Below are 24371 nucleotides of genomic sequence, written 5' to 3'. Positions count from 1 at the left end.
AACCACGCCTAGCCCGGCCAGGCGACAAGCGGGACACCTTCACCCGCTGGCGTGGTTCCTATCTTGAAGGACTGCCTTTGAAGGAAGGCGAATGGACGACATACACGACGATTACATCTTCTCCGACCCTCGTTACAATCTTTGCAAGGCCGAATCAGACCCCGAGGCAGCGGTACAAATACTGACCGTAGCGGCTGAATATCTGAGGGAGTGCCAGGGCAAAGGGTTTCCCGCCGATCTGGCGGAATACCTTGCTCAAGCGTTCGAAGCGGCGGCGTCAGAAGACGGGGCGAAAAAGGGCCTTGCCACATTGGGCCGAAAGCTGAACTTAACAGCCGGACATAGGCGTAAAACAATTAACGCCGATTTGTTTGAAGTGGGTGAGGCTTTTCGATCTGAGCTTGATATTGGGAAGAAACAAGACGAGGCGAAGGAAACTGTTTCCAAGTCGTTAGGTATCTCAGAATCCACTGTTTTGCGCATGTGGAAGCAATACAAGGACGCGCTGGAGGAGCACGACCGAATATGCCGCGAAGAGTACGACCAATGACGCGGATCGCTAAAACAAGAATAGGAATAACGCAAACTCAAAAGCCACATGCCTTTTGAGTTTGCGGGCCATAAAACCATGCTATTGAATGTGTATCGCCCACCAACAACCATGAGGCGATACCATGACCCACCTTGTAAAAGGCGCGCCCTTCGACCTGGACGCGCTTCCCGATTCAACCCTCCTCAATGACGTCCAAGCCGCCGAAGCCGTGGGCGTTAAACCCACCACGCTGAGCGTCTGGCGCACCACCGGCCGCAACAACCTGCCGTACATCAAGTGCGGGCGGCTTGTCCGCTACAAGGCCGGAGACCTGAAAGAATGGCTGGCCCGGCATTCCCGCACCCATTCCGGCGAGGTGGCCGCATGAGCAGCGAATGCCTCAACCGATCGGCGTATCCGGTCAGCAAAATCAGTAACCTCCTCAAGGCCAAGTATGGCCTTGGGAATGTCCGCATTACCGAGGACGGCGCGATTTACGTATTCGCAGTACAGGCGAACGAGATCGCGCAGCGCTGGCTTCTTTTCGGAGACATGGGCGCGGCCGATACCGAGGCGCGGCTTGATGCGCTTGCAGCCGAGTACGGCGAGGAGGAGGCCGCATGATGCCAGCCTTCAACGACTACCCAGAAAAACCCGGCCGGCGGAGGACGCCGAAACGAAAGTGGAAACGTAAGAGACGACAAAGCCCGCGTGGCGGCGGGCTTCATCTGGGCGTTCTGAGCTTTGGGGACGGCTCAAGCGGAAGTCTAGGCCAGCCGTGGGCGGCAGGCAAGGAGGCGCGCCTATGCTGACCTCTGACCCCCTTGAGCAATTCCGCGACGCCATCCAGGCCGCCGGTCTGGAGCCACCGGACCACATCACACCCGGCAAGCTGCACCGCTTCCCCGGCGCTGGTAAACGCAACGGCGATGATGCCGGCTGGTGCAAGCTGTTCCCCGATGGCCGGGGCGGCGTGTTTGGCGACTGGTCGAGCGATCTTTCCGTCAACTGGATGGCTGGCCGATCCGGCGGCGACTGGACCGCCGAGGAACTGGCCGAGTTCAAGCGGCAAGTCGAGCAGGCCCGCAAGGAGCGCCAGGCTGACGAAGCCAAGCGCCGGAAGGATGCCGCACGCAAGGCGGGAAAGCTGGCCGCCGAGGCTGCCCCGGCCGCGGCCGATCACCCCTACCTGGTCCGTAAGAACATCGAGCCGGTTCCGGCGCTGCTGGAACTGCCGTTGGATCGGGTTAAGGCCATCCTGGGTTATGCGCCGGCATCGAGGGGTGAGGCGCTGGCCGGGCGCATCCTGATTGCCCCGGTCACCGTCGAAGGCGAGCTGTCCACCTGTGAGTTGATCGACGAGCAAGGCCGGAAGTCCGCCATTGCCGGAGGGCGGAAGGCCGGCGGCTGCTGGACGCCCGAGCCGATCCCGGAGGACGCCGAAATCATCGCCATCGGCGAAGGCATTGCGACGGTCCTATCCGTGCGGCAGGCCACCGGCTGGCCGGTACTGGCGGCGCTGTCGTCTGGAAACCTGGAAGCCGTGGCGCGGCAGATGCGGGAGCGCTACCCGGCGGCGCAGCTGGTCATTCTGGCCGATCTGGTTAAAGCGACCGGATGCCCCGACGAGCATGCGGCGGCAGCGGCGAGAGCCGTGGGCGGCGTGCTAGCGGTCCCGCAGTTCGGATACGAACGGGCACCAGGGCATACTGACTTCAACGACATGGCGACGGCGTGCGGGCTGGAATTCGTTCGGACATTGTTGAATTCAGGGGTTACCGAGGTTACCGGGGTTACGCCCACGGATGGCGCGGCTTCCAGCGGTAACCCCGAAAAATCGAATGAGGTTACCGGGGTTACCGCGACCGACAAGCCCACCATTCCCGACGAATACGATCGCCCGAAATTCGTGGCGCTGGACGACTGGACCAAACACGGAGGCCGACCGTATCGCCCCGGCGTGTGGCTGTTCGGTATCAAGGGAGGCAAGGACGACGGCCCGCAGATGCTGACCGAGCAATGGATATGTTCACCGCTGCACGTCGAGGCCATCACCCACGACGCGGCCGACGGCAATTTCGGCCTCTTGCTGCGGTTCAAGAATACCCTGGGCCGCTGGCGGGAATGGGCCATGCCGATGGAGTTGCTACGCGGATCGGGCGAGGAGCTGCGCGGCGAGCTGCTGGCGATGGGCGTGCGGATCGACCCCAGTTCCCACCGGCTTCTGGGGCAATACTTGCAGGCGGTAACCCCGAAGCGGCGCGTCACCTGCGCCTTGCAAACCGGCTGGTCTGGATCGTCGTTCGTGCTGCCGGACACCGTGATCGGCCAGGCGGCTTCCGGGGTGATCTTCCAATCCGGCGAGCGCGGGCACGACGAGTACACCACCGCCGGCACGCTGGACGGTTGGCAGGCCGAGATTGCCGGGCGGGCCGCCGGTAACCCCTTGCTGATGCTGGCGCTGTCCGCTGCTTTTGCCGGGCCGCTGCTGGCGAAGTGCAACGCCGAATCCGGCGGGCTGCACTTCGTTGGCGATTCGTCTACCGGAAAGACCACCTTGCTTGAGGCTGCCTGTTCCGTCTGGGGCGGGCCGAATTACCGCCGGAGCTGGCGCGCCACGGCGAACGGTATGGAAGGCGCGGCGGCGCTGTTCAATGATGGCCTGCTGGCGCTGGACGAAATCTCGGAATGCGATCCCCGAGAGGTGGGCGCAATCGTCTACGCCTTGGGTAACGGTCGGGGCAAACAGCGGGCCAGCCGGAGCGGCGGCGCGCGGGGCGTGGTCCGCTGGCGCTGCCTGGTCATGTCCAGCGGCGAGCGAACCATCGGCACCACGATGGCCGAGGGTGGGCACCGAGCCAAGGCGGGCCAGGGCGTGCGGTTGCTGGATGTTCCGGCAGCGCGGGAGTACGGCTGCTTCGACGATCTGCACGGCTACGAGTCCGGCGCGGCGCTGTCTGACGCCATCAAGCGGGCGGCGGCGGTTCACCATGGCCATGCCGGCCGCGCCTTCCTGGAACGGCTGACCCGAGACGACCGCGACTTCTGCGCCTTCCTGGAGCAAATCAAGGTAGCGCCGATCTGGGGCGATCCCGGCGAAGGCCAAGACAGGCGGGCGGTTGCGCGGTTCGCCTTGCTGGCGCTGGCCGGCGAGCTGGCGCGGGAGTACGGCGTCACTGGCCTGACGGAAGGCGCGGCGATTGAGGCGGCCGCCGAGGGATTCCGGCTATGGCGATCCGCGCGCGGCAGGGGTAACGACGAACGCCGGCAAGTGCTGGAGCAGGTTTCGGCGTTCATCGACCGCCATGGCGACGGCCGGTTTTCATCCGCCGATGGCGGTAATGATCCCTTGATCCGTGATCGGGCCGGCTGGTGGAAGGACGGGCCCGGCGGGCGAACCTATCTGTTCACGGCGGACGGGCTGCGCGAAGCGCTGAAGGGCTTCGACTTCAAGCAGGCGCTGGACGTGCTGGAGCAGGCTGGGGCGCTGCCGGCGGCCGGGGCGGATGGGAAGCGGGCGCGCGCCTACAAAATCGGTGGTCGCGTGGTGAAGCTATACCCGCTGGCTTCCGAAAAAGTGGGGGGCGACCATGAGCCTTGATGAGCTGTTATCCCGCCTGGAGTGGAAGGCCGCGAGCCAGGAGGTAACCCCGGTAACCCCAGCAAGAAATCAGGGGTTACCGCTGAAAGCCACGGATGGTGGGGCGGTAACCCTGGTAACCCCAGTAACCCCGAAAAAAATCGAAGCCGAGAGCAATGCACGAAACCGCCGGGCCGTGATCCGGTTCCGGCTGAAGGCGGGCCAGGGCGGCGGCGTTGCCGTCGGCGAGTGTTCCGCCGATGAACTGATGGGCGCTCTGCGGCAGCGGTACGGCCAGCGCTTAGGCTCATGCGAGGTGATCCGATGACCACACGAGCGAAGCGCCGAAAACAACGCCACGCCGATCTGCTGCGGCGAGGCCACAAGATCACCCTGGACCCGGTGGCATCCCGGCACTTGGACGCCATGACGGACCACGACCGCAAGGCGTTCGAGGATCACCCCGACCTTGCCGCGTTCGTCCGGCCGCCGTTTCCTTGCGAGCTGCCGGCCGTCGAGGTCAGCCGTACAAAATCGCCGCATGTGCGGTTGAGGAAATTTTTCTTCCGGTCGATCCGGCGCACAGGGGGTAAGCCATGCTGACGCCAGACCGCTTGCGGCGGCTACAGGGAGAGTTCCCGGAATGGCAGGCACGTATGCTGCCCGGCGGCGCTATCGCGGCCAGACCGCCACGGTACGCGGACTGGAGCGAATTCGGACGGCGGCTGGATGAGTTGGCAGCCTTGCCGATCTGGATACCCCCTGTGTTCCATGTGATCCAGCGACCCGCGAAGCCGAGGAAGTGCGGTAGCTGCCGATGGTTCGCCTTGAAGCCGGCACGGCGCTGGATGGCGCGTTGCCAGCTCCATGACTTCGACGTGACGGCCGGCCGGCGGCGATGCTGGCGGGCCGAGCACCCACCCACCGAAGGGCAGGAGTGAGCATGCCCACAACATCCGAAAAACCCACGCAACCCATTGAGGGCGAATTGATTACCGCCGACATGGGGGGGAGGTATCGGCGACGCCCCAGCTTGACCACGGCGCGAGGTATCCGCAAGGAGTTGGCGGCGCTGTACCTGGAGCACAGGCGCGGCGAAATCGACAACGACCACACCCGGACGGCCGGCTTCATCTTGCGTACCCTGCTGGAGTCGATCCGCACCGATGAACTTGAAGCACGCATTGAACAACTGGAGCAGGAGCAAAACCGATGAGTATCAAGAACCGCATAGCGAAACTGGAGGCTAAGCGCCGAGGCATATGCACGGAGTTCGACCGCGCACGGCTGGTGCTTGAGGGCATCCGGGACGATCCGCCGGAGCCTGGGGCGGTCATGCTTTCGTCGGGTGACGACATCGAGACTTGGCAGCTGGACGGGCGGCGCATCCGGGTTAAGGCGCTGCGCATCCGGTTCGTGAAGCCGGAGCCGATGCCAGGATGAGTAGGTGACCGGTTACGAAAAAGGCCCGCCATTGAGCGGGCTTTTTTTGTGGCCCCAAAGTGCCAAATTCCGTTCGAGCGTAGCCCCGGTGTAGCCCCGGAATTTTAGACACCCCGAGATATGGCAATAAGTTATTGAATTTATGGAGCTGGTGACAGGATTCGAACCCGCGACCGGCTGATTACAAATCAGCTGCTCTACCGACTGAGCTACACCAGCATGAGGACGGAGGCGATGCCTTGCAGGTGTCGCTGGGACGGGGCCTGCAGGGGGAGGTGATTATAACGCCCGGCTGAGCTATGGGAAACCGCGATGGCGCTTACCCGATTGCCGGCGTCTTGTCCGGAAATTCGCACAGGTCGGCGATGGGGCACTGCGGGCATTTGGGCTTGCGGGCGGTGCAGGTGTAGCGGCCGTGCAGGATGAGGAGGTGGTGGGCATCCTTCAGGAACTCGCGGGGGGTGTGTTTATCCAGCGCTTTTTCCACTGCCAGCACGGTTTTGCCCGGCGCCAGGCGGGTGCGGTTGGCGACGCGGAAGATGTGGGTGTCGACCGCGATGGTGTGCTGGCCGAAGGCGGTGTTGAGTATGACGTTGGCGGTCTTGCGGCCCACGCCGGGCAGGGCTTCCAAGGCTGCGCGGTCGCGCGGCACTTCGCCGCCGTGGCGCTCGATCAGCCGTTCGCAGAGGCCGATGATGTTCTTGGCCTTGCTGTTGAACAGGCCGATGGTCTTGATGTACTCGCGCAGGCCGTCTTCCCCCAGGGCCAGGATGGCCTCGGGGGTATTGGCGGCGGGGAAGAGCTTTTCGGTGGCCTTGTTGACGCCTTTGTCGGTGGCCTGGGCGGAAAGGACGACGGCGATCAGCAGCTCGAAAGGCGTGTCGTAGCGTAGTTCGGTGGTCGGTTCGGGGATGGCGGCGGCGAGGCGTTCGAAAATTTGCCGCCGCTTGCCGGCGTTCATGCTTTCCGCACGGCGGGCTCGAATGAGACTGGCTGCGGGGCTGCGGCCTGGGACCGCGCCTTGGCGCGGGCGTCGATCACGTTCTTCAGGGCGATGATGAGCCCCAGTCCGATGAAGGCGCCGGGCGGCAGGATGGCCAGCAGGAATCCGTCGTAGTCTTCGATGATCCGGAGGCTCCAGTTGCGAGCGGTCTCGCCGAACATCAGTTCGGCCCGGCTCAGCAGGGCGCCGGTGCCGACGATTTCGCGGAAGGCGCCGAGCGCGACCAGTGCCGCGGTGAACCCCAATCCCATGAACAGGCCGTCGAGGACGGCGCGATCGACCGTGTTCTTCGAGGCGAAGGCTTCGGCGCGGCCGATGATGGCGCAGTTGGTGACGATCAGCGGGATGAAGATGCCGAGGATCTTGTACAGGTCGTGGAAGAACGCGCTCATCAGCAACTCGATGACGGTGACGTTGGCGGCGATGACCAGCACGAATACCGGCAGGCGCACTTCCGTAGTGATGCGGTTGCGTACCAGCGAAACCACGCCGTTGGAGAATACCAGGGCGACGGTGGTGGCCAGCCCGAGGCCTAGGCTGTTGACCACGGTGCTGCTGACCGCGAGCAGCGGGCACAGGCCGAGCAGGGCGACCAGGGCCTGATTGTTGTGCCAGAGCCCATCCAGGGCGATCTTGCGGTAGGGGCCGAGGTTCACGGGGTCTCCTCCTGTTGCGGCGGGACGAACACGATTTCGCGGTTGTCGCGGAAGAATTGCAGCGTCTTGCGCACGGCTTTGACGACGGCGCGGGGTGTGATGGTGGCGCCGGTGAACTGGTCGAAGTCACCGCCGTCCTTCTTCACGCCCCAGCGTATCTCGGGCGGATCGAGTAGGGAAAGTCCTGCGAATTGGTGGATCCAGTCCGATTTGTTCTCGTCGATGGGGTCGCCGAGGCCGGGGGTTTCCTTGTGGCCCAGCACCCGCACGCCGGCCAGTTCGCCATCGTAGTGGACGGCGACCAGCAGGCGGATCGCACCGTTGTAGCCGTCCGGCGCGATGGGCGAGAGCACGGCGGTGACGGGTTTTCCGGCTTTGCGGGCGCGGTAGACCGGCAGCGGCTGGCTCGTGCCGAGCAGCGGGTCAGCGAGCTCGATGGCGTCTGCCAGCGGGTCGTTGTCGAAAGTCTCCGGCGGCACCAGCACTTCGATGGAGTGCAGCAGGGTGGCGCGCTCGTTGGCCTCGATCAGCGGTTCGGTGTGGCGGAAGACCGTGGACACCAGCCCGGTGCCGGCGACCGAAAACACGCCGAGGATGAAGCCGGCGACGATGACGGGGTGCTGTTTCAGGTGCATCCGGGATGCCCGTAAACCCTGGGGCGGGTGTAATGGTCGATGGTCGGGGCGGCCAGGTTGAGCAGCAGCACCGCGAAGGCCACGCCGTCCGGGTAACCACCCCACGAGCGGATCACGAATACCAGGCTGCCGATCAGCGCGCCATAGATCAGGCGTCCTTTCGGGGTGGTCGAGGCGGTCACGGGGTCGGTGGCGATGAAGAAGGCGCCGAGCATGGTGGCGCCGCCCAGCAGATGGAACAGCGGGGTCGGATAGGTCTCCGGCTCCAGCAGGAAGAAACCCAGGCTCAATGCGCCCAACGCGGCAAGGAAGCCCGCAGGGATCTGCCAGGCGATCAGCCCGCGGCGCAGCAGCCAGAGGCCACCGGCGAGGTAGCCCAGGTTCACCCACTGCCAGCCTTTGCCGGCGAGCGCGCCGAACAGGGCTCCGGACTGGATCTCGTCCATCGTCCGGCCCAGGCCGAGCTGGGTCTTGAGGGTGTCCAGCGGCGTCGCCATCGCCAGGGCGTCGAAGCTCGATCCGTCCGGCCCCGCGCGATGGACGATGGCGTTCCAGGCATCCAGCAGGCCCAGTGAGGCCGCTGCGAGGTCGGTCGGCGGCAGCCAGGCGGTCATCGCTTTCGGGAAGGAGATGAGCAAGACGGCATAGCCGACCATGGCCGGGTTGAACGGGTTGTAGCCCAGGCCGCCGTAGAGCTGCTTGCCGATGACGACGGCGAACAGGGTGCCGAAGACGGTGATCCACCAAGGCGCGATGGGCGGCAGCGATACCGCCAGCAGTGCCGCGGTCAGCACGGCGCTCCAGTCGGACAGGCCGGCGCGGCTGTGCCGGGCGCGCAGGCGCAGCATGGCGGATTCGGCCAGCAGGGCGATGGCGATCGCCAGCGCGAGGTTGATCAGCACGCCGGGGCCGAACTGCCAGAGCTGGGCGGCGACGCCGGGCGCCATGGCCAAGAGTACCCATTGCATGATGCGGCGGGTACTGGCGGTGGGTGCGAGATGGGGCGCGGGAGCGGTATTGAAGCGCATGGTCTAGTTCTCGGCCGGTTCCTGTGCCGGGGGAGATTCGTCAGGCGCGGCGTCCGTCGTTGGCGCGGATTCGGGCGGCCGCTTGCGGGCCTTGGCGCGGGCGATGGCGTCCTGGATCTCGGAAGTATCCGGCTTGGCCAGGGCGGTTTTCTTGCGTTGAGCGGCCTCGGCGCGTTCCTGCTTCTCGCGCTCCTTGCGGGCCTGCCGGGCCTCGAAGCGTTCCCGGGCATGGTCGGCCTTGGTGCGTTCGCGCTGCTTGGCGACGAGTTCGCTCTTGGCGGCGCGGAAATACTGCACCAGCGGAATGTGGCTGGGGCAGACGTAGTCGCAGCAGCCGCATTCGATGCAGTCGGCCAACTGGTATTCCTCGGCCCGCTGCAGATTGTCCGCGCGGCTGTACCAGTAGAGCTGCTGAGGCAGCAGGTTGATCGGGCAGGCCTCGGCGCAGGCGCCGCAGCGGATGCAGGGGAGGGCCTGTTTCGGGCCGGTGGTTTCGCCGCGCCCGGTCACCAGCACGCAGTTGGCGGCCTTGACCAGGGGCAGCGCGTCGGAGGGGAGGGATATGCCCATCATGGGGCCGCCCAGGATCAATCGCTCGGCCACGCCGGAATAGCCGCCGCTGTAGCGCACCAGATCGGCGATGGGGGTACCGATGCGGGTCAGCCAGTTGCCCGGATTCTTGATGCCCTTGCCGGTGACGGTGACGATGCGCTCGATCAGCGGTTCGCCCCGGCCCACCGCCTGGTACACCGCCGCCGCCGTGCCCACGTTCTGGCAGATCACGCCGGCATCGGCGGGGATGCCGCGGGTCGGCACTTCGCGCCCGGTGAGGATGCGGATGAGCTGCTTCTCGCCGCCGCTGGGATAGAGGGCCGGCACGGTGACGATGTCGATGTTCGAATAATCCCCGGCTTCTCGCGTTTCCCGCAGCGCCCGGATCGCTTCCGGCATGTCGTCCTCGATGCCGAGCAGGCATCGCTCCACCCCCAATACCCGCATCAGGATGCGCGCACCTTCCAGCACCTCGCGCGGGAAATTCCGCAGCAGGCTGTCGTCGCAGGTGATATAGGGTTCGCACTCTGCGCCGTTGAGGATCAGGGTGTCGATCGGTCGGTGGCCGGGATCGGTCTTGACCGCGGTCGAGAACGCCGCGCCGCCCAAGCCCACGATGCCCGCCTCGAAGATGACCCGGCGCAGTTCTTCCGGGGCAAGTTGGCCGTAATCGGGCCGCTCCTCGGGAGCTGGCGCGAGGTCTTCCCCGTCGGTGTCGATCACGATGGCCAGGTCGGTGAGGCCGGAAGGATGCGGCAGGGGGCGCGGCTCGATGGCGCTGACGATTCCTGAGCTGGAGGCATGGATCGGCGGATTCATCGGCCCGTCGCCGCGGGCGATGACCTGACCTTTGCGGACGTGGTCGCCGACCTGCACCACGCTTTGCGCGTTCTGCCCGCCGCGCTGCTGCAGCGGGAAGATCAGCCGCGGCGGCACCGGGGCCGTCGCCAGCGGAGCGAGGCTGGAATCTTCCTTGTGGGCGTCCAGATGGAGGCCGCCGTGGAATCGGTGTAGCGTGAACATCAGCGGGTTCCGTCGGGCTTGGGCCAGCGCCAGGTGCCGAGATTCTCCCGGACCGGCTCCAGCGCGATGCAATCGACCGGGCAGGGCGCTATGCAAAGTTCGCAGCCGGTGCATTCGGAGGCGATGACCGTGTGCATCAGCTTGGCCGCGCCGAGGATCGCGTCGACCGGGCAGGCCTGGATGCACAGGGTGCAGCCGATGCACTTGGTTTCGTCGATGACGGCGACGCTTTTCGGCTTCTCGGCGCCGTGTTCGTCGTTCAGCGGCTTGGGTTCGACCCCGAGCAGATCGGCCAGCGCCTGGACGCCGTCCTCGCCGCCCGGCGGGCACTGGTTGATGTCCGCCTCGCCCCGGGCGATGGCTTCGGCGTAAGGGCGGCAGCCGGGAAAACCGCACTGGCCGCACTGGGTCTGCGGCAGCAGGGCATCGATCTTCTCGGCCAGCGGATCGCCCTCCACCTTGAAGCGCCGCGAGGCGTAGCCCAGCAGCGCGCCGAACAGGGTGAACAAGACGCAGACCGCGAGAAACGCCAGCATCCCCACACCCCTTCAGCCTTTGACCAGGCCGGAGAAGCCCATGAAGGCGACGGACAGAAGACCCGCGGTTATCAGCGCGATGGCATTGCCGCGGAACGGCGCCGGCACGTCGGCGGCGTCGACCCGCTCCCGCAGGCCGGCGAACAGCACCAGCACCAGGGTGAAGCCGGCAGCGGCGCCGAAGCCGTACAGGAAAGATTCGACGAAATCGTGGCCGGCCTGGACGTTGAGCAGGGCCACGCCGAGCACGGCGCAGTTGGTGGTGATCAGCGGCAGGAATATCCCTAGCACCTGGTAAAGCAGTGGGCTGGTTTTCTTCACGACCATCTCGGTGAACTGGACCACCACGGCGATCACCACGATGAAGGCGATGGTGCGCAGGTATTGCAGCCCCATCGGCTCCAGCAGGAAATGGTTGACCAGGTAGCTGCTGACCGAGGACAACGTCAGCACGAAGGTCGTCGCCAGTCCCATGCCGATCGCCGTTTCCGATTTGCGCGAAACACCCATGAAGGGGCACAGCCCCAGGAACTTCACCAGGACGAAGTTGTTCACCAGGGTCGTGCTGACGAGGATCAACAGATAGTCTTTCATCTGAAGGGATGACGATGCGCCGGCGGGGGAACGGGAAATTATATAGTTGACCGCATTGCTCGGGAAATGGCCGTCAGCGCTTCTTCACATGGCGGATCATCCGCCGGCGCTTCTTGATCTGGCGCTCGGTAAGCTCGTTGCGGCGGCCCTGGAACGGGTTCTCGGCGCTTTTGAACACCAGCTTCAGTGGCACGCCCTGCAGCTTGAAAGCCTTGCGGAACTCGTTGCCGAGATAGCGCTTGTATGCGGCCGGCAGGTCCTCGGTCTGGTTGCCGTGGATCACGACGACCGGCGGGTTGTGGCCGCCCTGGTGGGCGTATTTGAGCTTGATGCGGCGGCCGCGGACCAGCGGAGGCTGGTGGGCGGTCAAACAGTCCTGGAGCACCTGGGTCAGGCGCGAGGCCGACAGATCCAGCATGGCGGACTGGTAGATCGGTTTGACCGCATCCATCAGCACGCCGACCCCGGTGCCGTGCAGGGCCGAGACGAAATATTTCTTGGCGAACTCGAGAAACGGCAGCTTGACGTCGATCTGGCGCTTGACCTTTTCGCGCTGGTCCGGGTCCAGCCCGTCCCATTTGTTGAAGCCGATCAGGAGGCCACGGCCGATTTCCAGTACCATCCCCAACAGGTTGGCGTCCTGGTCCGTGAGGCCCTCGCTGGCGTCCACCAGGTAGATCACTACGTGGGCCTTCTCGATGGCCTGGAAGCTCTTGATGACGCTGAATTTCTCCACGCCCTCGTTGACCCGGGCGCGGCGGCGGATGCCGGCGGTGTCGATCAGGGTATAACGCTCGCCGCGCCGCTCGAAGGGAATGTAGATGCTGTCGCGGGTGGTGCCGGGCTGGTCGTAGACGACCACCCGCTCCTCGCCCAGGATGCGGTTGACCAGGGTGGATTTGCCGACGTTGGGCCGGCCCACCACCGCGATGCGGATGCCGCCTTCGGCTTCCGTCTCCTCCGTTTCCTCGGCTTCCGGCAGCAGCGCTTCGACCCGCTCCAGCAGTGCCTGCACGCCGGTGCCGTGCGCCGCCGAAATGAGTTGCGGCTCGCCCAGTCCGAAGGCGTGGAATTCCGCACCGGCGATCAGCGCGTTGGTGCCGTCGATCTTGTTGGCTACCAGCAGCACCGGCTTGCTGATACGGCGGAGGCGCTCGGCGATGAGTTCGTCGCCTGCGGTCATGCCGGCGTGGACGTCGACCAGGAACAGGATGACGTCGGCCTCGTCGAGAACGTGGTCGACCTGCTTCATGGCCTTGTCGTCGATGCCCGCGGCCGCCTCGATGATGCCGCCGGTGTCGACCACGAAATAGTCGCGCTCGCCGCGCTGCACGCGGCCGTACTGGCGGTCCCGGGTCAGGCCGGGGTAGTCGGCCACCAGTGCGTCACGGCTCCGGGTCAGGTAGTTGAACAGGGTGGATTTGCCGACATTGGTGCGGCCGATCAGGGCGACGACGGGCAGCATGCTCAATCCACCGTGATCGCGGCCAGGGTGCCGTCAGTGGCGTAGACATAGACGATGTCTCCGTATACCACCGGAGGGTATTCGATGGGCTCGTCCGTGATCTGGACGCGTCCCACGATGCGTCCGTCCTCCTTGTTCAGCACGTGCACATAGCCTTCGAAATCGCCGACCACCAAGTAGTCCTTCACCAGGGCGGGCGCGGTCAGGCGGCGCTGGTGCAGCTCGGACTGCTTCCACTGGTCTTCGCCGCTCCGGATGGCGAGCTGCCAGAGATCGGCATTGGCGTCGGTGACGTACAGCTCTCTGCGGTCGGCCGTCATGCCGGCGGGAGAGGAAATGCTTTCGCGCTTCCACTGCACTTCCCCCGTGTTGAGTCCCAGCGAGGCGGTACCGCCCTGGTAGCCGGAGACGAACACCGAGTCGTTCCGCACCACTGGCGTGGCGCTGAGGTCGACCAGCCGTTCGATTTCGGAGCGGCCGTGCGGCAGGGAGACGTTGGCCTCCCAGTCCAGCCTGCCCTCCTTGAGCTGGACGGCGCTCACCTTGCCGCCCCCGAAACCGTCGATCACCAGGTCGCCGGCGATGATCGGAGCGCCCCGGCTGCGTATGGCCAGCGGCGGGGCATGGCGCTCGAAAGACCAGAGCGTGGCGCCGGATTTCCGGTCCAGGCCGGTCAGATGGCCGTTCGCACCGCGGACCACGACCACGTCGTCCGCGACGGCGGGGACGGAAAGGATCTCGCTGGCGAGCGTCGATTTCCAGATGAGCGCGCCGTCGGCCGCGTTCAGCACGATGATCGCCCCCTCCGCGGTGGCCAGGAACAGCTCGCCGTCGTCGAATACGGGGCCGGCGGACAGCTCCATTTCATGGTCGACCGACCACAGCTTCTCGCCGGTCAGGCGGTTGAAGGCCTGGACCGTGCCGTGCCGCTCCGCGGCGAACACACGGCCATCGTCCAGGGCGGGTCCGAGGTTGATGCTTTGGTCGTCGTAGCCGTTGCCGATCTCCGCCGTCCAGAGTTTGTCCGCCTTCACCTGCGGCGTGATTTCGGCCAGCGGCGCGGGCGGTTCGGCATTGTCCTTGCCGGTGAAGTAATCCTGGATTCCCTGGTAGGCGTTCTGGATGGCGTCCAGGCCGGCGCAGCCGGAAAGGGCGGCGAGCGAGGCGATGAGCAGTGCGCGGCGGATCATCGGGTGGCGGGCGTGCCGAGGTCGGTCAGCTTGAGTTCGAGCAGGGGCGAGGGCTGGCCTTCCCGGCGCGCCTTCAGATAGGCGGCGCGGGCTTCTTCGGGGCGGTTCATGGCGATATAAATGTCGCCCTTCAGCTCCTCGGCGAGCGCGGCGAATTCCGGGGCACCCTTGCCCGTTATGCTTTCCGCCAGTCTCAGCGCATCCTCCGTTTCGCCGAGCCCAAGCTGGACTTCGGCCAGCCGGAGCCGCGCGATCTGCAGGATCTTCTCGTCCTTGCCGGCCGCGATCAGCTGTTGCAGCAGCGTCTTGGCGCCGGCCAGATCGTCCGCTTCGACCTTGAGCCGCACCAGGAAAAGCTTGCCGTAAGTGGCATAGGCGGAGCCGGGGAACTGCTTGTCGATCCGTTCGCCCAACTGGATGGCGGCGTCGGCCTGCTTGTTCGCCACCGCATCGAGGAGCTGCTGGTACAGCGTTCCGCCGAGCATGGCTTTTTCGTCCTGGGAACGCTTCCAGGCGCCCCAGCCGACGATCACGGCAATCCCCAGCGCCACGCCCCAGACGACGGAGCTGGCGTTGGTTTTCCACCAGCGCTTGAGCGCCTCGAGGCGCTCTTCTTCGGTCAGATAAACTTCCATGGCAACCTCTTATTCAGATATGGACACAGGATTGGATGAGCCGTACCAGGTCGGCCTGCGCGACCGTTTGCTGGGCGCCGTCCGAGCGCAGGGGTTTCAGGCTGATGCTGTCGTCCCGCATTTCGTCCTCGCCCAGGATCAGGGCGAAGGCCGCCTCGCTCTTGTCGGCGCGCTTGAACTGGTTCTTGAAGCTGCCGCCGCCGCAATTGACCACGAGCCGGAGGCCGGGAAACGCGTCCCTCAGCATTTCCGCCAGCACGGCGCCGCGCCGCTCCGCGGCCGTGCCCGCCGCGATGAAATAGATATGCGGAGCGGTATCGGCGACGGCCTCGCCGGTCAGCTCGATCAGGCGCTCCAGCCCCAAGGCGAAGCCGATGGCGCTGGATTCGCGGCCGCCGAGCTGGGCCACCAGGCCGTCATAGCGGCCGCCGGCGCAGACGGTGCCCTGGGTGCCCAGTTCGTCCGTCACCCATTCGAACACCGTGTTGCAGTAGTAATCCAGGCCGCGTACCAGCCGCGGGTTGATCACGTACGGGATCTCGGCGGCATCGAGCAGCGCGGTCAGGCCTTCGAAGTGCGCACGCGAGGTCGCGCCCAGATAGTCGGCCAGCACCGGCGCTCCGGCGAGCAGATCCTTCATCTCCGGATTCTTGCTGTCGAGGACGCGCAGCGGATTGGTTTCCAGACGCCGCGCGCTGTCGGCATCCAGCGCGTCGTAATTCTCGCGCAGATAATCCACCAGAATCTGGCGGTAGGCCAGCCGTTCGTCGGGGGTGCCCAGGGAGTTCAGTTCCAGCCGCAGCTTGTGGGCTACCCCCAAGCGCTGCCAGAGCCGGCGGCTCATGAAGATCAGCTCCGCATCGATGTCCGGGCCGGGCATGCCGAAGACCTCGACGCCGACCTGGTGAAACTGGCGGTAACGCCCCTTCTGCGGGCGTTCGTGGCGGAACATGGGGCCGGCATACCACAGCCGATGGGTCTGGTTGTGCAGCAGGCCGTGCTCGAGGCAGGCGCGCAGGCACCCCGCGGTGCCTTCGGGGCGCAGGGTCAGCGAATCGCCGTTGCGGTCCTCGAAAACGTACATCTCCTTTTCGACGATGTCGGTGACTTCGCCGATGGATCGCTTGAACAGCTCGGTCTTTTCGACGATGGGCAGACGGATCTCGCGGTAGCCGTAGCAGGCCATGACGCCGCGGATCTGGTGTTCGACCTGCTGCCAGCGCGGCGTCATGTCCGGCAGGATGTCGTGCATGCCGCGGATGGCTTGGATTTTTTCGCTCATTGAGTCGATCTGTCTATCGGTGGGCAAACGCGGTCACGGCTTGCCGAACAGGCGCCGTGCTTGCACGGCTTCGCCGGAATCCGGGAAATCCGTGCCTATCCGGTCGGCCAGCCGCCGCGCTTCGGCGGCGTCGCCCAGGGCCAGTTCGGTCTGGACGCCGAGCCAGAGGGTTTCCGGCGTGTCTCCGGCGATGGCCTGGTAGCGCTGCAGGAAGGCGCGCGTGGACAGGTATTGCCGCGCTTCCAGGCTGACGTAGGCCATTTCCAGCAGCGCCGGAGGGTAGTTCGGACTCCTCTCCAGCGCCTGGCGCAGATACGGCTCGGCTTCCGCGGGCCGGCCCGCACGGCGCAGGCAGGCGCCGGCATTGGAGAGGGGAATCCAGGGCTGGGGGTACAGCGGAGTCGAGTACGCGACTTCGAATCTGGCCAAGGCGTCCTGGGTGTGCCCGGTGTTGCAGAGAAATCGCCCGTAATTGTTGAAGGCGCTGTAATTCTCCGGATTCAGCGACAAGGCTTCGCGGAAATGCCGGTCGGCTTCCTCGGTCTTGCCCAGCTTTTCGTACAGGATGGCCAGCGCATCGTGCGCATCGCTGTTGGCGGGGTCCAGCTCCACCGCATGCTTCAGGTCGTCCAGTGCCACCTCCAGTGCTCCCTGCGCCATGTAGCGGACGCCTTTCTGGACATAGACGTCCGCGGCGCTGAGTTCGCCATAGGGATCGTTGGCCGCGTGCGGCCTCCGTTCCGGGGCGGTGCAGGCGGCAACGGTTCCCAGCAACGCGCTCAAAGCCAGCCATCCTCTCATCGTCAATGCGCGGTGTGCAGGCGGAACTGGCGCCGGCTGCGGTCGTTGACCTTGCCCACCAATTGGCCGCAGGCCGCGTCGATGTCCCTGCCCCGGGTCTTCCGGGTGGTGGTGATGAGTCCGGCATCCTGGAGGGTCTGGGCGAAGCGGGCGATCGCCTCGGGGCGCGAGCAGCGGAACGCCGAGTTCGGGAACGGATTGAACGGGATCAGGTTGACCTTGGAGGGCACATGGCTCAGCAGACGGATCAGGGCGCGGGCATGTTCGGGACCGTCGTTCACGCCGTCCAGCATGACGTATTCGAAAGTGACTTTGCGGCGGTTCTCGGTACCGACATAGCGCTTGCAGGCGGCCAGCAGTTCCCTGATCGGATACTTTCGGTTGATCGGCACCAGTTCGTTGCGCAGCTCGTCGCTGGGCGCGTGCAGGGATACGGCCAGGCTGATGTCGCTGACCTCGGCCAGCCGGTCCAGCGCCGGCACGATGCCGGAGGTGCTGAGCGTGACCCGCCGTTTCGACAGGCCGTAGGTGAAGTCGTCCATCATCAGGCGGGTCGCGGCGACGACATTGCCGAAATTGAGCAGGGGCTCGCCCATCCCCATCAGCACCACGTTGCTAATGCGCTGTTCGTCGCCGAGACGGTGCTGCGCCACCCAGAGCTGGCCGATGATCTCGGCGGTGGTCAGGTTCCGGTTGAATCCCTGGCGGGCGGTGGAGCAGAACGAGCATTCGAGCGAGCAGCCCACCTGCGAGGACACGCACAGGGTGTTGCGCCCCTCGTCGGGGATCAGCACGGTCTCGACCCGGTTGACGGCGTCCACCTGCAGCACCCACTTGCGGGTGCCGTCGCCCGAGCGCTGCTCGAGCACCAGCTCGGGCGGCCGGATTTCGCTCACGGCTTCGAGCCGGCTGCGCAGCGCCTTGCTCAGGTTGGTCATCAGCGAAAAATCGGTGACGCCGCGCTGGTGGATCCACTGCAGCAATTGCGAAGCGCGGAACGGCTTCTCACCGATGCGGACGAAGAAGGCTTCCATGCCTTCCCGGTCCAGATCGAGCAGATTGACGCGGGCTGCCGTCTCAGCGGGTACGGGGGCAGAGTTCATCGCTCTCGAAGAAATAGGCGATCTCCTGGGCCGCCGTTTCCGGGCCGTCGGAGCCGTGCACCGCGTTTTCGTCGATGCTGACGGCGAAGTCGGCGCGGATGGTGCCGGGAGCGGCGTCCTTGGGATTGGTGGCGCCCATCAGGTCGCGGTTCTTGGCAATGGCATTCTCGCCTTCCAGCACCTGGATCATGACCGGGCCGCTGATCATGAACGACACCAGGTCGTTGAAGAACGGGCGCTCCCGGTGCACGGCATAGAAGCCTTCGGCCTCCTCGCGGGACAGTTGGGCCATCTTCGCGGCCACGATCTTGAGGCCGGCCTTCTCGAAGCGGGAATAAATCTCGCCAATGACGTTCTTGGCGACCGCGTCCGGCTTGATGATGGAAAGGGTGCGTTCTACCGCCATGGAATCTCCTTGCGTTCTCAGTGTTGATTGAAATCGTACAGGGGCTGGTCGCCCCTTCCGTTCGTGGCGATACCGCCAGGATGGAAAAATCCGTTGATTTTAACGGATTTTTGTAAGGTTTTGGAGTTTCGTGATTCGGTCGGCGCGATTTCAGACCGCGAAGCTTTCGCCGCAGCCGCAACTCGCGGTGGCCTTGGGGTTGTGGAAGCGGAAGGCCTCGTTCAGCCCTTCCCGCGCGTAGTCGATTTCGACGCCGTCGAGATAGGCCAGGTCCCCGGTTTTGACCACGACCTTGACGCCGTGCTGTTCGAAGACCGTGTCGTCCGCGGCGACTTCGTCGGCGTAATCCACGACGTAGGCATAGCCCGAGCATCCCGCCTGTCTGACGCCCAGGCGCAGTCCCACCCCATGCCCGCGGCGCTGGAGTTGCCTTGCGATCTGTACGGCGGCGTTTTCGGTCACTGTAACGGCCATGATGATGTCCTCAAGATGCGAGTGTGGGGTCTTGTTCTCAGGCCCGCAAATATCCTCCTGGTATTTCGGGCCGCCGCCCTGGCCGGTGCGTGCCCGGCCAGGGCTCACGCGGCTGATCGCCGCGCCGGGGCATCCCTGTCCCGGATTAACCAGGTCCAATTTATGGGCCGGGTTAACAGGATCGCGGGTCTGTACCGAGGATTCGACCGAGCACGGTCAGCAGTTGTTCCGCCTCCGCTTCGGTGTTGCCTCTGCCGAGGCTGATCCGTACCGCGCCGGTCGCCAGGGCCGGATCGACGCCCATGGCGAGCAGCACCGGGCTGGGTTCGCGCGCTCCGCTGGCGCACGCCGAGCCGCTGGAAACCGCAATGCCGTGCCGGTCCAGCAGCATGACGAGGGTCTCGCCGTCGTAGCCCGCCACGGCGAACTGCAGCGTGTTGGGCAGCCGTTCCGGGGTGCGGGCGAAGACCGTCGTGCCGGGCAGTTTTTCGATGCCCCGTTCCAACCGGTCCCGCAGGCGGCGAAGCCGCCGGCCATGCTCTTCCAGCTCCGCGGCGGCGAGTTCGGCGGCTTTGCCGAAGCCTACGATGGCGGCCACGTTTTCGGTGCCGCCGCGCAGGCCTTTTTCCTGCTCGCCGCCGTGGATGAGCGGTGTCAGCGGGACCGAAGGGGCGGCGATCAGGGCGCCGGTTCCCTTGGGGCCGTAAATCTTGTGTCCGGACAGCGACATCAGGTGGGCGCCGATCCGTGGGAAGCTCAAGGGGATTTTTCCCGCCGCCTGGACCGCGTCGCAATGGAGCCAGGCGCCGCTGTCCAAGGCGGCGATGCGGGCGACGTCCTGGATCACGCCGGTCTCGTTGTTGGCAAGCATCACCGAGACGATGTCGGGCGGATCTTCCGCGATTCCGGCAAGAACGGAATCTTCGATCAGGCCCTGGGCGTCCACCGCCAAGATTCGGCAGTCCCAGCCGTGCTTGGCCAGGAACCGCGCGGGTTCGGCGACCGAAGGGTGTTCGGTGGCGCCGATGCGGATGCGGCCGGGTTTCAGGCTCCAGGCCAGGCCCTTGATGGCGAGGTTGTTGGCTTCGCTGCCACCGCTGGTGAATATGACCTGGGCGGGCGCTGCGCCGGCCAGGGCGGCGACCTGGGCTCGGGCGGTTTCCACCGCGTCACGGGCGATGCGGCCCGGGCGGTGCAGGCTGGAGGGGTTGCCATGGCAGGATTTCAGGTAGGGCAGCATGGCCTCCAGCACCCGCTCGTCCAGGGGGGTGGTGGCGTTGTGATCGAAATAGATCATCCGGTCTTGGCCGGCTCCTGTCCCATCAGGAGTTCGACACGCCGCAGGCTCTGGCGGTCCTGCCGCTCGGCGACCTGCCGCACCGGCTGGCGGTTCAGCACTTCGCCCAGGCTGATGGAGGCGAGGTATTCGCGAATCTGTTCGCTCAGGCCCATCCACAGGTCGTGGGTCAGGCAGGGCTGGTTGTTCTGGCAGTTGGCCTTGCCGCCGCAGCGGGTGGAATCGATCGGCTCGTCAACGGCGGCGATGATTTCGGCGATGTTGATCTCGTTCGCGCAGCGGCTGAGCTGGTAGCCGCCGCCGGGGCCGCGGACGCCTTCCACCATGCCCGCCCGGCGCAGGCGGGAGAACAGTTGTTCGAGATAGGATAAGGATATATTCTGCCGCTTGGCGATATCGGTCAGCGTGACCGGATTCGTTTCGCTGTGATACGCAAGATCCAGCATGGCGGTGACCGCATAGCGGCCCTTCGTCGTCAGTCGCACGACATTTTTCCTCCCCAGTTGACGAAATTTCAGGATTCAGCCGATCAAGCGACGGTGGCCAGATATGCCCGAGCGATTTAGTAGATTATTCTGTGGTTTTTCCGCGCTCAATTCAACCGATCCGGGTATCGGCTCGAAAGTTTTTTCCGCTGGACGGTTCCGCGGCTCCACTGCGGGTCGATCGTACGCCGGGGCTTTTCGGCGTAGACAGCCCCAGCCGTTAATTGGACAATCAGAGACGGGACTCACAGAGTGAGGGAGGCGGAGTAAACGCAGATGGCCGATCATCACCACGCATCCGAGCTGGAGCACGGCGCCGCAGGCAGGAAGGCGGCTGCGATTGTGTTCATAGTCGGCATCACGGCGCTCATCGTCGCGCTGGATCGGTTTGGTGTGTTCGGTCCCGGCCACGAGGGCGGCGAGGAGCGGACGGAACAGGCCGCGGAGCAGACCGGCCGCCCGCTGCCGGAGCCTTCGGTTCGGGTGGACGAGGAAGCGCCAGCGGCCGGCGAAGGTGATGAAGCGCTGCTTCCCCTTTCCGTAACGGGCAATTATTCCGGCAGCGAAATCCGTACCGCCGGTTACAGCGAGGGCATGAGTTTTTCGCTGGAGATGTCCCTGGACCAGCGCGGCCGGGCGGTCTACGGGAATTATTCCAACAGCGCCGGCGATGCGGGAAATCTGAAGGGCTCGGTGGAGGGGGAGGTGTTTTCCGGGCGCACGGAATCGCTGATGCTGCCCGGCAATTTCTGCGATTTCGAGGCCGAAGCCAAGCAGGGTGGTGCGATCATCCAGGGCGAGTTCCGTTGCACCACGGGGCACCGGTCCAGGTTCACCCTCAAGCGCCGCTAGCGGACGCTCAGCGCCGGTGCGGCGGGAACAGGCGCGGGTTGCGGGCCACGAAGCGCCGCACCAGCCGGTCGGCGATGAGCGAGTCGCCGTTCTTGACGTAGTGATAGCCCATCCAGGCGGCCAGAAAAGCCCCTGCGGAGTCGACGATGAGGTCGGTCATGGTGTCGCGTGCCGACTTCTGCATGTTGAATCCGAAGCCCTGGTCCATCAGGAATTCGAAGATCTCCCACAAGGCGCCCACCGACATCGAATAACAGAATGCCGTGATCGCGACGTAGAACGGCGCCATTTTCACCCGATGGGTGCAGTGGAAGGCGTAAATCAGCAGGAAGCCCAGGAGTCCCATGACCAGCGCCGAAACGCTGTGCAGCAGCAGGTCCCACCACCAGAACCGTTCGTAGAACATCGCCACTTCGCCCAGGCCGAATGCCGCGTACAGGAACAGGCAGGTGAGGAAGGTGAACTCCACCGGCAACTGGACCTGGAACTGGCGGGCGATCATGGCGGGCAGGAAGGTCAGGGCGAGCACCGCGAGCGAAGTGAAGGCGACCAGCCATTGAGTCTCGTGCAGGGCGCCGATGAAGACGCCCAGGATCAGGGCCTGCAGGACCAGCGACAGCCAGATCTGCAGGCGGTCGGCCCAGTCTTCCGGGGCGAGCGCCGCCCGCAGGCGCGACGGTTTGCGGCGGCGCCGGTGTAGCGCTCCCATGGGGTCAGAGGGAGAGGATGTCCAGTCCGGCTCCGCGCTCCGGCGCCGCGTCCGCAGTGTCGCGGAGGGATTCGAGACCCGCGAAGTCGAACAGCTTGGCATCGGCGAGCTGCGAGGGGGCGACGTTCTGGAGCGCGGTGAACAGGGTTTCGACCCGGCCCGGATGGCGCTTTTCCCAATCCTTGAGCATGGCTTTCATGGCCTGGCGCTGGAGGTTTTCCTGCGAGCCGCACAGATTGCAGGGGATGATGGGGAAGGCGCGGATCCTGGCGTATTCGGCGATGTCTTCCTCCTTGCAATAGGCCAGCGGCCGGATCACGATGTGGCGGCGGTCGTCGCTGAGCAGCTTGGGCGGCATGGCTTTCAAGGTGCCGCCGTAGAACAGGTTCAGGAAGAACGTTTCCAGGATGTCGTCGCGATGGTGTCCCAGGGCGATCTTGGTGATGCCGTTGTCGGCCGCGTAGCGGTACAGCAGGCCGCGCCGCAGGCGGGAGCACAGTCCGCAGGTGGTCTTGCCTTCCGGGATGATGTTCTTGACGACGCTGTAGGTGTCCTGCTCGATGACGTGGAAGGGGATGTCCCGCTCCGACAGGTAGTTCGGCAGGACGTCGGCCGGAAACCCCGGCTGCTTCTGGTCCAGGTTGACCGCGATGAGGTCGAAGCTCACCGGCGCGTTGATCCGCAGTTTCAGTAGGATGTCCAGCAGGGTGAAGGAGTCCTTGCCTCCGGACAGGCAGACCATCACGCGGTCTCCCTCCCGGATCATCCCGTAGTCGGCGATGGCCTGTCCGGCGAGCCGCCGCAGCCGCTTTTGCAGCTTGTTGAACTCGTAGCGTTCCTTGGCGTAAAGAGAGGCTGCTGCGTTACCCGGCATGGCGTTGGAAGATCAGGGTCGCGTTGGTGCCCCCGAAACCGAAGCTGTTGGACATCACGGTATCGAGGTGGACCCCGTCGATTCGCTTGCGGGCGATGGGCACGCCTTCCGCGCCGGGGTCGAGGTTCCGTATGTTGGCGGAAGCGCTGATAAAGCCATGCTCGAGCATCAACAGGGAATAAATCGCCTCGTGCACGCCGGCGGCGCCCAATGCATGGCCGGTCAGGGATTTGGTGGAGCTCACCGGCGGAACATCATCGCCGAACACGGCCTTCATGGCCTCCAGTTCGCGGATGTCGCCTACCGGCGTGCTGGTGCCGTGGGCATTGACGTAGTCGACTTTCGCCGCGGACATGGTGGCCATCGCCTGCCGCATGCAGCGCACAGCGCCTTCGCCGGAAGGCTGCACCATGTCGTAGCCGTCGGAGGTGGCGCCGTAACCGGTGAGTTCCGCATAGATCCGGGCGCCGCGCGCCTTGGCGTGCTCCAGTTCCTCCATGACGAGGACGCCGCCGCCGCCGGAGATGACGAAGCCGTCGCGGTCCGCGTCGTAGGGCCGGGAGGCGCATTCCGGCGTGTCGTTGTACTTGGCCGACAGCGCGCCCATCGCGTCGAACAGCACGCTCATGGTCCAATGAATCTCTTCGCCTCCGCCGGCGAATACGATGTCCTGTTTGCCCAGTTGGATCTGTTCCGCGGCATTGCCGATGCAGTGGGCGCTGGTGGCGCAAGCCGAGCTGATCGAATAGTTGACGCCCTTGATCTGGAACGGCGTGGCCAGGCAGGCGGAGTTGGTGTTGGACATCGATCGCGGCACCATGTAAGGCCCGACCTTCTTGACGCCCTTTTCGCGGAAAGTGCTCCAGGCGGCCAGCATGTTGGAGGTCGACGGTCCGCCGGATCCCATGATCAGGCCGGTGCGCGGATCGGAAACCTCGCCGGTTTCGAGCCCCGCGTCGGCGATGGCTTCCTGCATGGCGAGATAGTTGAACGCGGCGCCGTCGCCCATGAAGCGGCGGACTTTGCGGTCGATGAGATCGTCGGGATTCAGCCGGATCGGGGCATAGACCTGGCTGCGGAAGCCGAGTTCGCCGTATTCCTCGGAGCGGCAGACGCCGGAGCGCCCGAGCCGCAGGGACTCGACGACCTCTGCTTTGTTGTTGCCGATGCTGGAAACGATGCCGATGCCGGTAACGACTACACGTCTCATGTCTGT

General features: G+C 65.2%; 30 protein-coding genes and 1 tRNA gene. 10 read left to right on the top strand and 21 right to left on the bottom strand.

Going from position 1 to position 24371, the window contains the following annotated elements; all coding sequences use genetic code 11:
- The first annotated feature begins 91 nt into the window (after positions 1-91).
- The 9 genes from ABZN20_RS12165 to ABZN20_RS12125 all read left to right on the top strand — a co-directional run bounded on the left by ABZN20_RS12165 (position 92) and on the right by ABZN20_RS12125 (position 5555).
- Positions 92-550, top strand: a complete 459-nt coding sequence (locus ABZN20_RS12165; RefSeq protein ID WP_367025424.1) for a hypothetical protein — start codon at positions 92-94, stop codon at positions 548-550.
- A gap of 124 nt (positions 551-674) precedes the next feature.
- Positions 675-920, top strand: a complete 246-nt coding sequence (locus ABZN20_RS12160) for a helix-turn-helix domain-containing protein (protein ID WP_367025423.1) — start codon at positions 675-677, stop codon at positions 918-920.
- Positions 917-1156, top strand: a complete 240-nt coding sequence (locus tag ABZN20_RS12155; RefSeq protein ID WP_367025422.1) for a hypothetical protein — start codon at positions 917-919, stop codon at positions 1154-1156. The genes ABZN20_RS12160 and ABZN20_RS12155 overlap by 4 nt, the downstream gene beginning before the upstream one ends.
- 181 nt (positions 1157-1337) lie before the next feature.
- Positions 1338-4133, top strand: a complete 2796-nt coding sequence (locus tag ABZN20_RS12150; protein WP_367025421.1) for a DUF927 domain-containing protein — start codon at positions 1338-1340, stop codon at positions 4131-4133.
- On the top strand, positions 4123-4440 hold the full coding sequence (locus ABZN20_RS12145) for a hypothetical protein (RefSeq protein ID WP_367025420.1): 318 nt from the start codon (positions 4123-4125) through the stop codon (positions 4438-4440). Before ABZN20_RS12150 ends, ABZN20_RS12145 begins: the two co-directional genes overlap by 11 nt.
- Entirely contained in the window at positions 4437-4715 is a 279-nt protein-coding gene (locus ABZN20_RS12140) for a hypothetical protein (RefSeq protein ID WP_367025419.1), read from the top strand. Before ABZN20_RS12145 ends, ABZN20_RS12140 begins: the two co-directional genes overlap by 4 nt.
- Positions 4709-5053, top strand: coding sequence for a hypothetical protein (locus ABZN20_RS12135; RefSeq protein WP_367025418.1), 345 nt, complete (start codon positions 4709-4711; stop codon positions 5051-5053). The genes ABZN20_RS12140 and ABZN20_RS12135 overlap by 7 nt, the downstream gene beginning before the upstream one ends.
- Positions 5054-5055: 2 nt before the next feature.
- Positions 5056-5328 (top strand): hypothetical protein, encoded by a 273-nt coding sequence (locus ABZN20_RS12130; protein WP_367025417.1) that lies wholly within the window; start codon positions 5056-5058, stop codon positions 5326-5328.
- Positions 5325-5555 (top strand): hypothetical protein, encoded by a 231-nt coding sequence (locus ABZN20_RS12125; RefSeq protein ID WP_367025416.1) that lies wholly within the window; start codon positions 5325-5327, stop codon positions 5553-5555. The genes ABZN20_RS12130 and ABZN20_RS12125 overlap by 4 nt, the downstream gene beginning before the upstream one ends.
- Positions 5556-5698: 143 nt before the next feature.
- Here ABZN20_RS12125 and ABZN20_RS12120 read toward each other — a convergent pair.
- The 18 genes from ABZN20_RS12120 to iscR form a co-directional block, all read right to left on the bottom strand.
- Positions 5699-5774, bottom strand: a tRNA-Thr gene (locus tag ABZN20_RS12120).
- A gap of 100 nt (positions 5775-5874) precedes the next feature.
- Positions 5875-6516 carry an endonuclease III gene (gene nth / locus ABZN20_RS12115; RefSeq protein WP_218808477.1) on the bottom strand — a complete coding sequence of 214 codons (642 nt, stop codon included), beginning with the start codon at positions 6514-6516 and terminating at the stop codon, positions 5875-5877.
- On the bottom strand, positions 6513-7214 hold the full coding sequence (locus tag ABZN20_RS12110; RefSeq protein WP_218808478.1) for an electron transport complex subunit E: 702 nt from the start codon (positions 7212-7214) through the stop codon (positions 6513-6515). Before ABZN20_RS12110 ends, nth begins: the two co-directional genes overlap by 4 nt.
- The gene (rsxG, locus tag ABZN20_RS12105; protein ID WP_367025415.1) at positions 7211-7849 is read right to left on the bottom strand and encodes an electron transport complex subunit RsxG; all 639 of its coding nucleotides are present in this window, start codon (positions 7847-7849) and stop codon (positions 7211-7213) included. The genes ABZN20_RS12110 and rsxG overlap by 4 nt, the downstream gene beginning before the upstream one ends.
- On the bottom strand, positions 7840-8877 hold the full coding sequence (rsxD, locus tag ABZN20_RS12100) for an electron transport complex subunit RsxD (protein WP_367025414.1): 1038 nt from the start codon (positions 8875-8877) through the stop codon (positions 7840-7842). Before rsxD ends, rsxG begins: the two co-directional genes overlap by 10 nt.
- Before the next feature lie 3 nt (positions 8878-8880).
- Positions 8881-10452, bottom strand: a complete 1572-nt coding sequence (gene rsxC, locus ABZN20_RS12095; RefSeq protein WP_367025413.1) for an electron transport complex subunit RsxC — start codon at positions 10450-10452, stop codon at positions 8881-8883.
- Entirely contained in the window at positions 10452-10988 is a 537-nt protein-coding gene (rsxB, locus tag ABZN20_RS12090; RefSeq protein ID WP_367025412.1) for an electron transport complex subunit RsxB, read from the bottom strand. The genes rsxC and rsxB overlap by 1 nt, the downstream gene beginning before the upstream one ends.
- Before the next feature lie 12 nt (positions 10989-11000).
- The gene (rsxA, locus tag ABZN20_RS12085; protein ID WP_218808483.1) at positions 11001-11582 is read right to left on the bottom strand and encodes an electron transport complex subunit RsxA; all 582 of its coding nucleotides are present in this window, start codon (positions 11580-11582) and stop codon (positions 11001-11003) included.
- 73 nt (positions 11583-11655) lie between these two features.
- Positions 11656-13047, bottom strand: a complete 1392-nt coding sequence (der, locus tag ABZN20_RS12080; protein ID WP_367025411.1) for a ribosome biogenesis GTPase Der — start codon at positions 13045-13047, stop codon at positions 11656-11658.
- Positions 13048-13049: 2 nt separating this feature from the next.
- Positions 13050-14237, bottom strand: a complete 1188-nt coding sequence (gene bamB / locus ABZN20_RS12075) for an outer membrane protein assembly factor BamB (RefSeq protein WP_218808485.1) — start codon at positions 14235-14237, stop codon at positions 13050-13052.
- Positions 14234-14872: a YfgM family protein gene (locus ABZN20_RS12070; RefSeq protein ID WP_367025410.1), complete on the bottom strand. Its 639-nt coding sequence runs from the start codon at positions 14870-14872 to the stop codon at positions 14234-14236. Before ABZN20_RS12070 ends, bamB begins: the two co-directional genes overlap by 4 nt.
- Before the next feature lie 13 nt (positions 14873-14885).
- A complete protein-coding gene (gene hisS / locus ABZN20_RS12065; protein ID WP_218808487.1) occupies positions 14886-16154 on the bottom strand; it encodes a histidine--tRNA ligase in 1269 nt (422 codons plus the stop codon).
- Positions 16155-16187: 33 nt separating this feature from the next.
- Positions 16188-16937: a type IV pilus biogenesis/stability protein PilW gene (gene pilW / locus ABZN20_RS12060; protein ID WP_367025409.1), complete on the bottom strand. Its 750-nt coding sequence runs from the start codon at positions 16935-16937 to the stop codon at positions 16188-16190.
- Positions 16938-16957: 20 nt separating this feature from the next.
- A complete protein-coding gene (rlmN, locus tag ABZN20_RS12055; protein WP_367025408.1) occupies positions 16958-18058 on the bottom strand; it encodes a 23S rRNA (adenine(2503)-C(2))-methyltransferase RlmN in 1101 nt (366 codons plus the stop codon).
- Positions 18033-18464, bottom strand: a complete 432-nt coding sequence (gene ndk / locus ABZN20_RS12050) for a nucleoside-diphosphate kinase (RefSeq protein WP_218808490.1) — start codon at positions 18462-18464, stop codon at positions 18033-18035. Before ndk ends, rlmN begins: the two co-directional genes overlap by 26 nt.
- 150 nt (positions 18465-18614) lie before the next feature.
- The gene (locus tag ABZN20_RS12045) at positions 18615-18938 is read right to left on the bottom strand and encodes a HesB/IscA family protein (RefSeq protein ID WP_218808491.1); all 324 of its coding nucleotides are present in this window, start codon (positions 18936-18938) and stop codon (positions 18615-18617) included.
- 172 nt (positions 18939-19110) lie between these two features.
- Positions 19111-20235 (bottom strand): cysteine desulfurase family protein, encoded by a 1125-nt coding sequence (locus ABZN20_RS12040; protein ID WP_218808492.1) that lies wholly within the window; start codon positions 20233-20235, stop codon positions 19111-19113.
- Entirely contained in the window at positions 20232-20720 is a 489-nt protein-coding gene (gene iscR / locus ABZN20_RS12035) for a Fe-S cluster assembly transcriptional regulator IscR (RefSeq protein ID WP_367025407.1), read from the bottom strand. The genes ABZN20_RS12040 and iscR overlap by 4 nt, the downstream gene beginning before the upstream one ends.
- Before the next feature lie 276 nt (positions 20721-20996).
- Between iscR and ABZN20_RS12030 the strand changes: the two genes are divergently transcribed.
- On the top strand, positions 20997-21572 hold the full coding sequence (locus tag ABZN20_RS12030) for a hypothetical protein (RefSeq protein WP_218808494.1): 576 nt from the start codon (positions 20997-20999) through the stop codon (positions 21570-21572).
- 7 nt (positions 21573-21579) lie between these two features.
- Here the strand turns inward: ABZN20_RS12030 and ABZN20_RS12025 are convergent, their stop codons facing one another.
- From ABZN20_RS12025 to fabB, 3 genes are read right to left on the bottom strand one after another with little or no spacing between them, the layout of a single operon-like run.
- Positions 21580-22281, bottom strand: a complete 702-nt coding sequence (locus ABZN20_RS12025) for a hypothetical protein (protein WP_218808495.1) — start codon at positions 22279-22281, stop codon at positions 21580-21582.
- A 4-nt stretch (positions 22282-22285) separates the two neighbouring features.
- Complete coding sequence (gene ttcA, locus ABZN20_RS12020; RefSeq protein ID WP_218808496.1) at positions 22286-23155, bottom strand: tRNA 2-thiocytidine(32) synthetase TtcA; 870 nt, start codon at positions 23153-23155, stop codon at positions 22286-22288.
- The gene (fabB, locus tag ABZN20_RS12015) at positions 23145-24365 is read right to left on the bottom strand and encodes a beta-ketoacyl-ACP synthase I (protein WP_367025406.1); all 1221 of its coding nucleotides are present in this window, start codon (positions 24363-24365) and stop codon (positions 23145-23147) included. Before fabB ends, ttcA begins: the two co-directional genes overlap by 11 nt.
- Between the last annotated feature and the right edge of the window lie 6 nt (positions 24366-24371).

Source organism: Methylococcus sp. ANG, from assembly GCF_040730495.1.
Taxonomy (GTDB): Bacteria; Pseudomonadota; Gammaproteobacteria; order Methylococcales; family Methylococcaceae; genus Methylococcus.
This window is presented reverse-complemented; position numbering and strand designations above follow the sequence as displayed.

Bases quoted from the DNA above. Each gene is read 5' to 3' on its own strand.
- bamB (WP_218808485.1), bottom strand. From the start codon at position 14,237: ATGATCCGCCGCGCACTGCTCATCGCCTCGCTCGCCGCCCTTTCCGGC.
- der (WP_367025411.1), bottom strand. From the start codon at position 13,047: ATGCTGCCCGTCGTCGCCCTGATCGGCCGCACCAATGTCGGCAAATCC.
- ndk (WP_218808490.1), bottom strand. From the start codon at position 18,464: ATGGCGGTAGAACGCACCCTTTCCATCATCAAGCCGGACGCGGTCGCC.
- ABZN20_RS12165 (WP_367025424.1), top strand. From the start codon at position 92: ATGGACGACATACACGACGATTACATCTTCTCCGACCCTCGTTACAAT.
- ttcA (WP_218808496.1), bottom strand. From the start codon at position 23,155: ATGCCGGGTAACGCAGCAGCCTCTCTTTACGCCAAGGAACGCTACGAG.
- ABZN20_RS12025 (WP_218808495.1), bottom strand. From the start codon at position 22,281: ATGGGAGCGCTACACCGGCGCCGCCGCAAACCGTCGCGCCTGCGGGCG.
- hisS (WP_218808487.1), bottom strand. From the start codon at position 16,154: ATGAGCGAAAAAATCCAAGCCATCCGCGGCATGCACGACATCCTGCCG.
- nth (WP_218808477.1), bottom strand. From the start codon at position 6,516: ATGAACGCCGGCAAGCGGCGGCAAATTTTCGAACGCCTCGCCGCCGCC.
- ABZN20_RS12130 (WP_367025417.1), top strand. From the start codon at position 5,056: ATGCCCACAACATCCGAAAAACCCACGCAACCCATTGAGGGCGAATTG.
- ABZN20_RS12030 (WP_218808494.1), top strand. From the start codon at position 20,997: ATGGCCGATCATCACCACGCATCCGAGCTGGAGCACGGCGCCGCAGGC.
- ABZN20_RS12145 (WP_367025420.1), top strand. From the start codon at position 4,123: ATGAGCCTTGATGAGCTGTTATCCCGCCTGGAGTGGAAGGCCGCGAGC.
- rsxC (WP_367025413.1), bottom strand. From the start codon at position 10,452: ATGTTCACGCTACACCGATTCCACGGCGGCCTCCATCTGGACGCCCAC.
- rsxD (WP_367025414.1), bottom strand. From the start codon at position 8,877: ATGCGCTTCAATACCGCTCCCGCGCCCCATCTCGCACCCACCGCCAGT.
- ABZN20_RS12070 (WP_367025410.1), bottom strand. From the start codon at position 14,872: ATGGAAGTTTATCTGACCGAAGAAGAGCGCCTCGAGGCGCTCAAGCGC.
- ABZN20_RS12155 (WP_367025422.1), top strand. From the start codon at position 917: ATGAGCAGCGAATGCCTCAACCGATCGGCGTATCCGGTCAGCAAAATC.
- ABZN20_RS12160 (WP_367025423.1), top strand. From the start codon at position 675: ATGACCCACCTTGTAAAAGGCGCGCCCTTCGACCTGGACGCGCTTCCC.
- ABZN20_RS12125 (WP_367025416.1), top strand. From the start codon at position 5,325: ATGAGTATCAAGAACCGCATAGCGAAACTGGAGGCTAAGCGCCGAGGC.
- rlmN (WP_367025408.1), bottom strand. From the start codon at position 18,058: ATGAACTCTGCCCCCGTACCCGCTGAGACGGCAGCCCGCGTCAATCTG.
- fabB (WP_367025406.1), bottom strand. From the start codon at position 24,365: ATGAGACGTGTAGTCGTTACCGGCATCGGCATCGTTTCCAGCATCGGC.
- ABZN20_RS12045 (WP_218808491.1), bottom strand. From the start codon at position 18,938: ATGGCCGTTACAGTGACCGAAAACGCCGCCGTACAGATCGCAAGGCAA.
- ABZN20_RS12150 (WP_367025421.1), top strand. From the start codon at position 1,338: ATGCTGACCTCTGACCCCCTTGAGCAATTCCGCGACGCCATCCAGGCC.
- ABZN20_RS12140 (WP_367025419.1), top strand. From the start codon at position 4,437: ATGACCACACGAGCGAAGCGCCGAAAACAACGCCACGCCGATCTGCTG.
- rsxB (WP_367025412.1), bottom strand. From the start codon at position 10,988: ATGCTGGCGTTTCTCGCGGTCTGCGTCTTGTTCACCCTGTTCGGCGCG.
- rsxA (WP_218808483.1), bottom strand. From the start codon at position 11,582: ATGAAAGACTATCTGTTGATCCTCGTCAGCACGACCCTGGTGAACAAC.
- ABZN20_RS12040 (WP_218808492.1), bottom strand. From the start codon at position 20,235: ATGATCTATTTCGATCACAACGCCACCACCCCCCTGGACGAGCGGGTG.
- ABZN20_RS12135 (WP_367025418.1), top strand. From the start codon at position 4,709: ATGCTGACGCCAGACCGCTTGCGGCGGCTACAGGGAGAGTTCCCGGAA.
- rsxG (WP_367025415.1), bottom strand. From the start codon at position 7,849: ATGCACCTGAAACAGCACCCCGTCATCGTCGCCGGCTTCATCCTCGGC.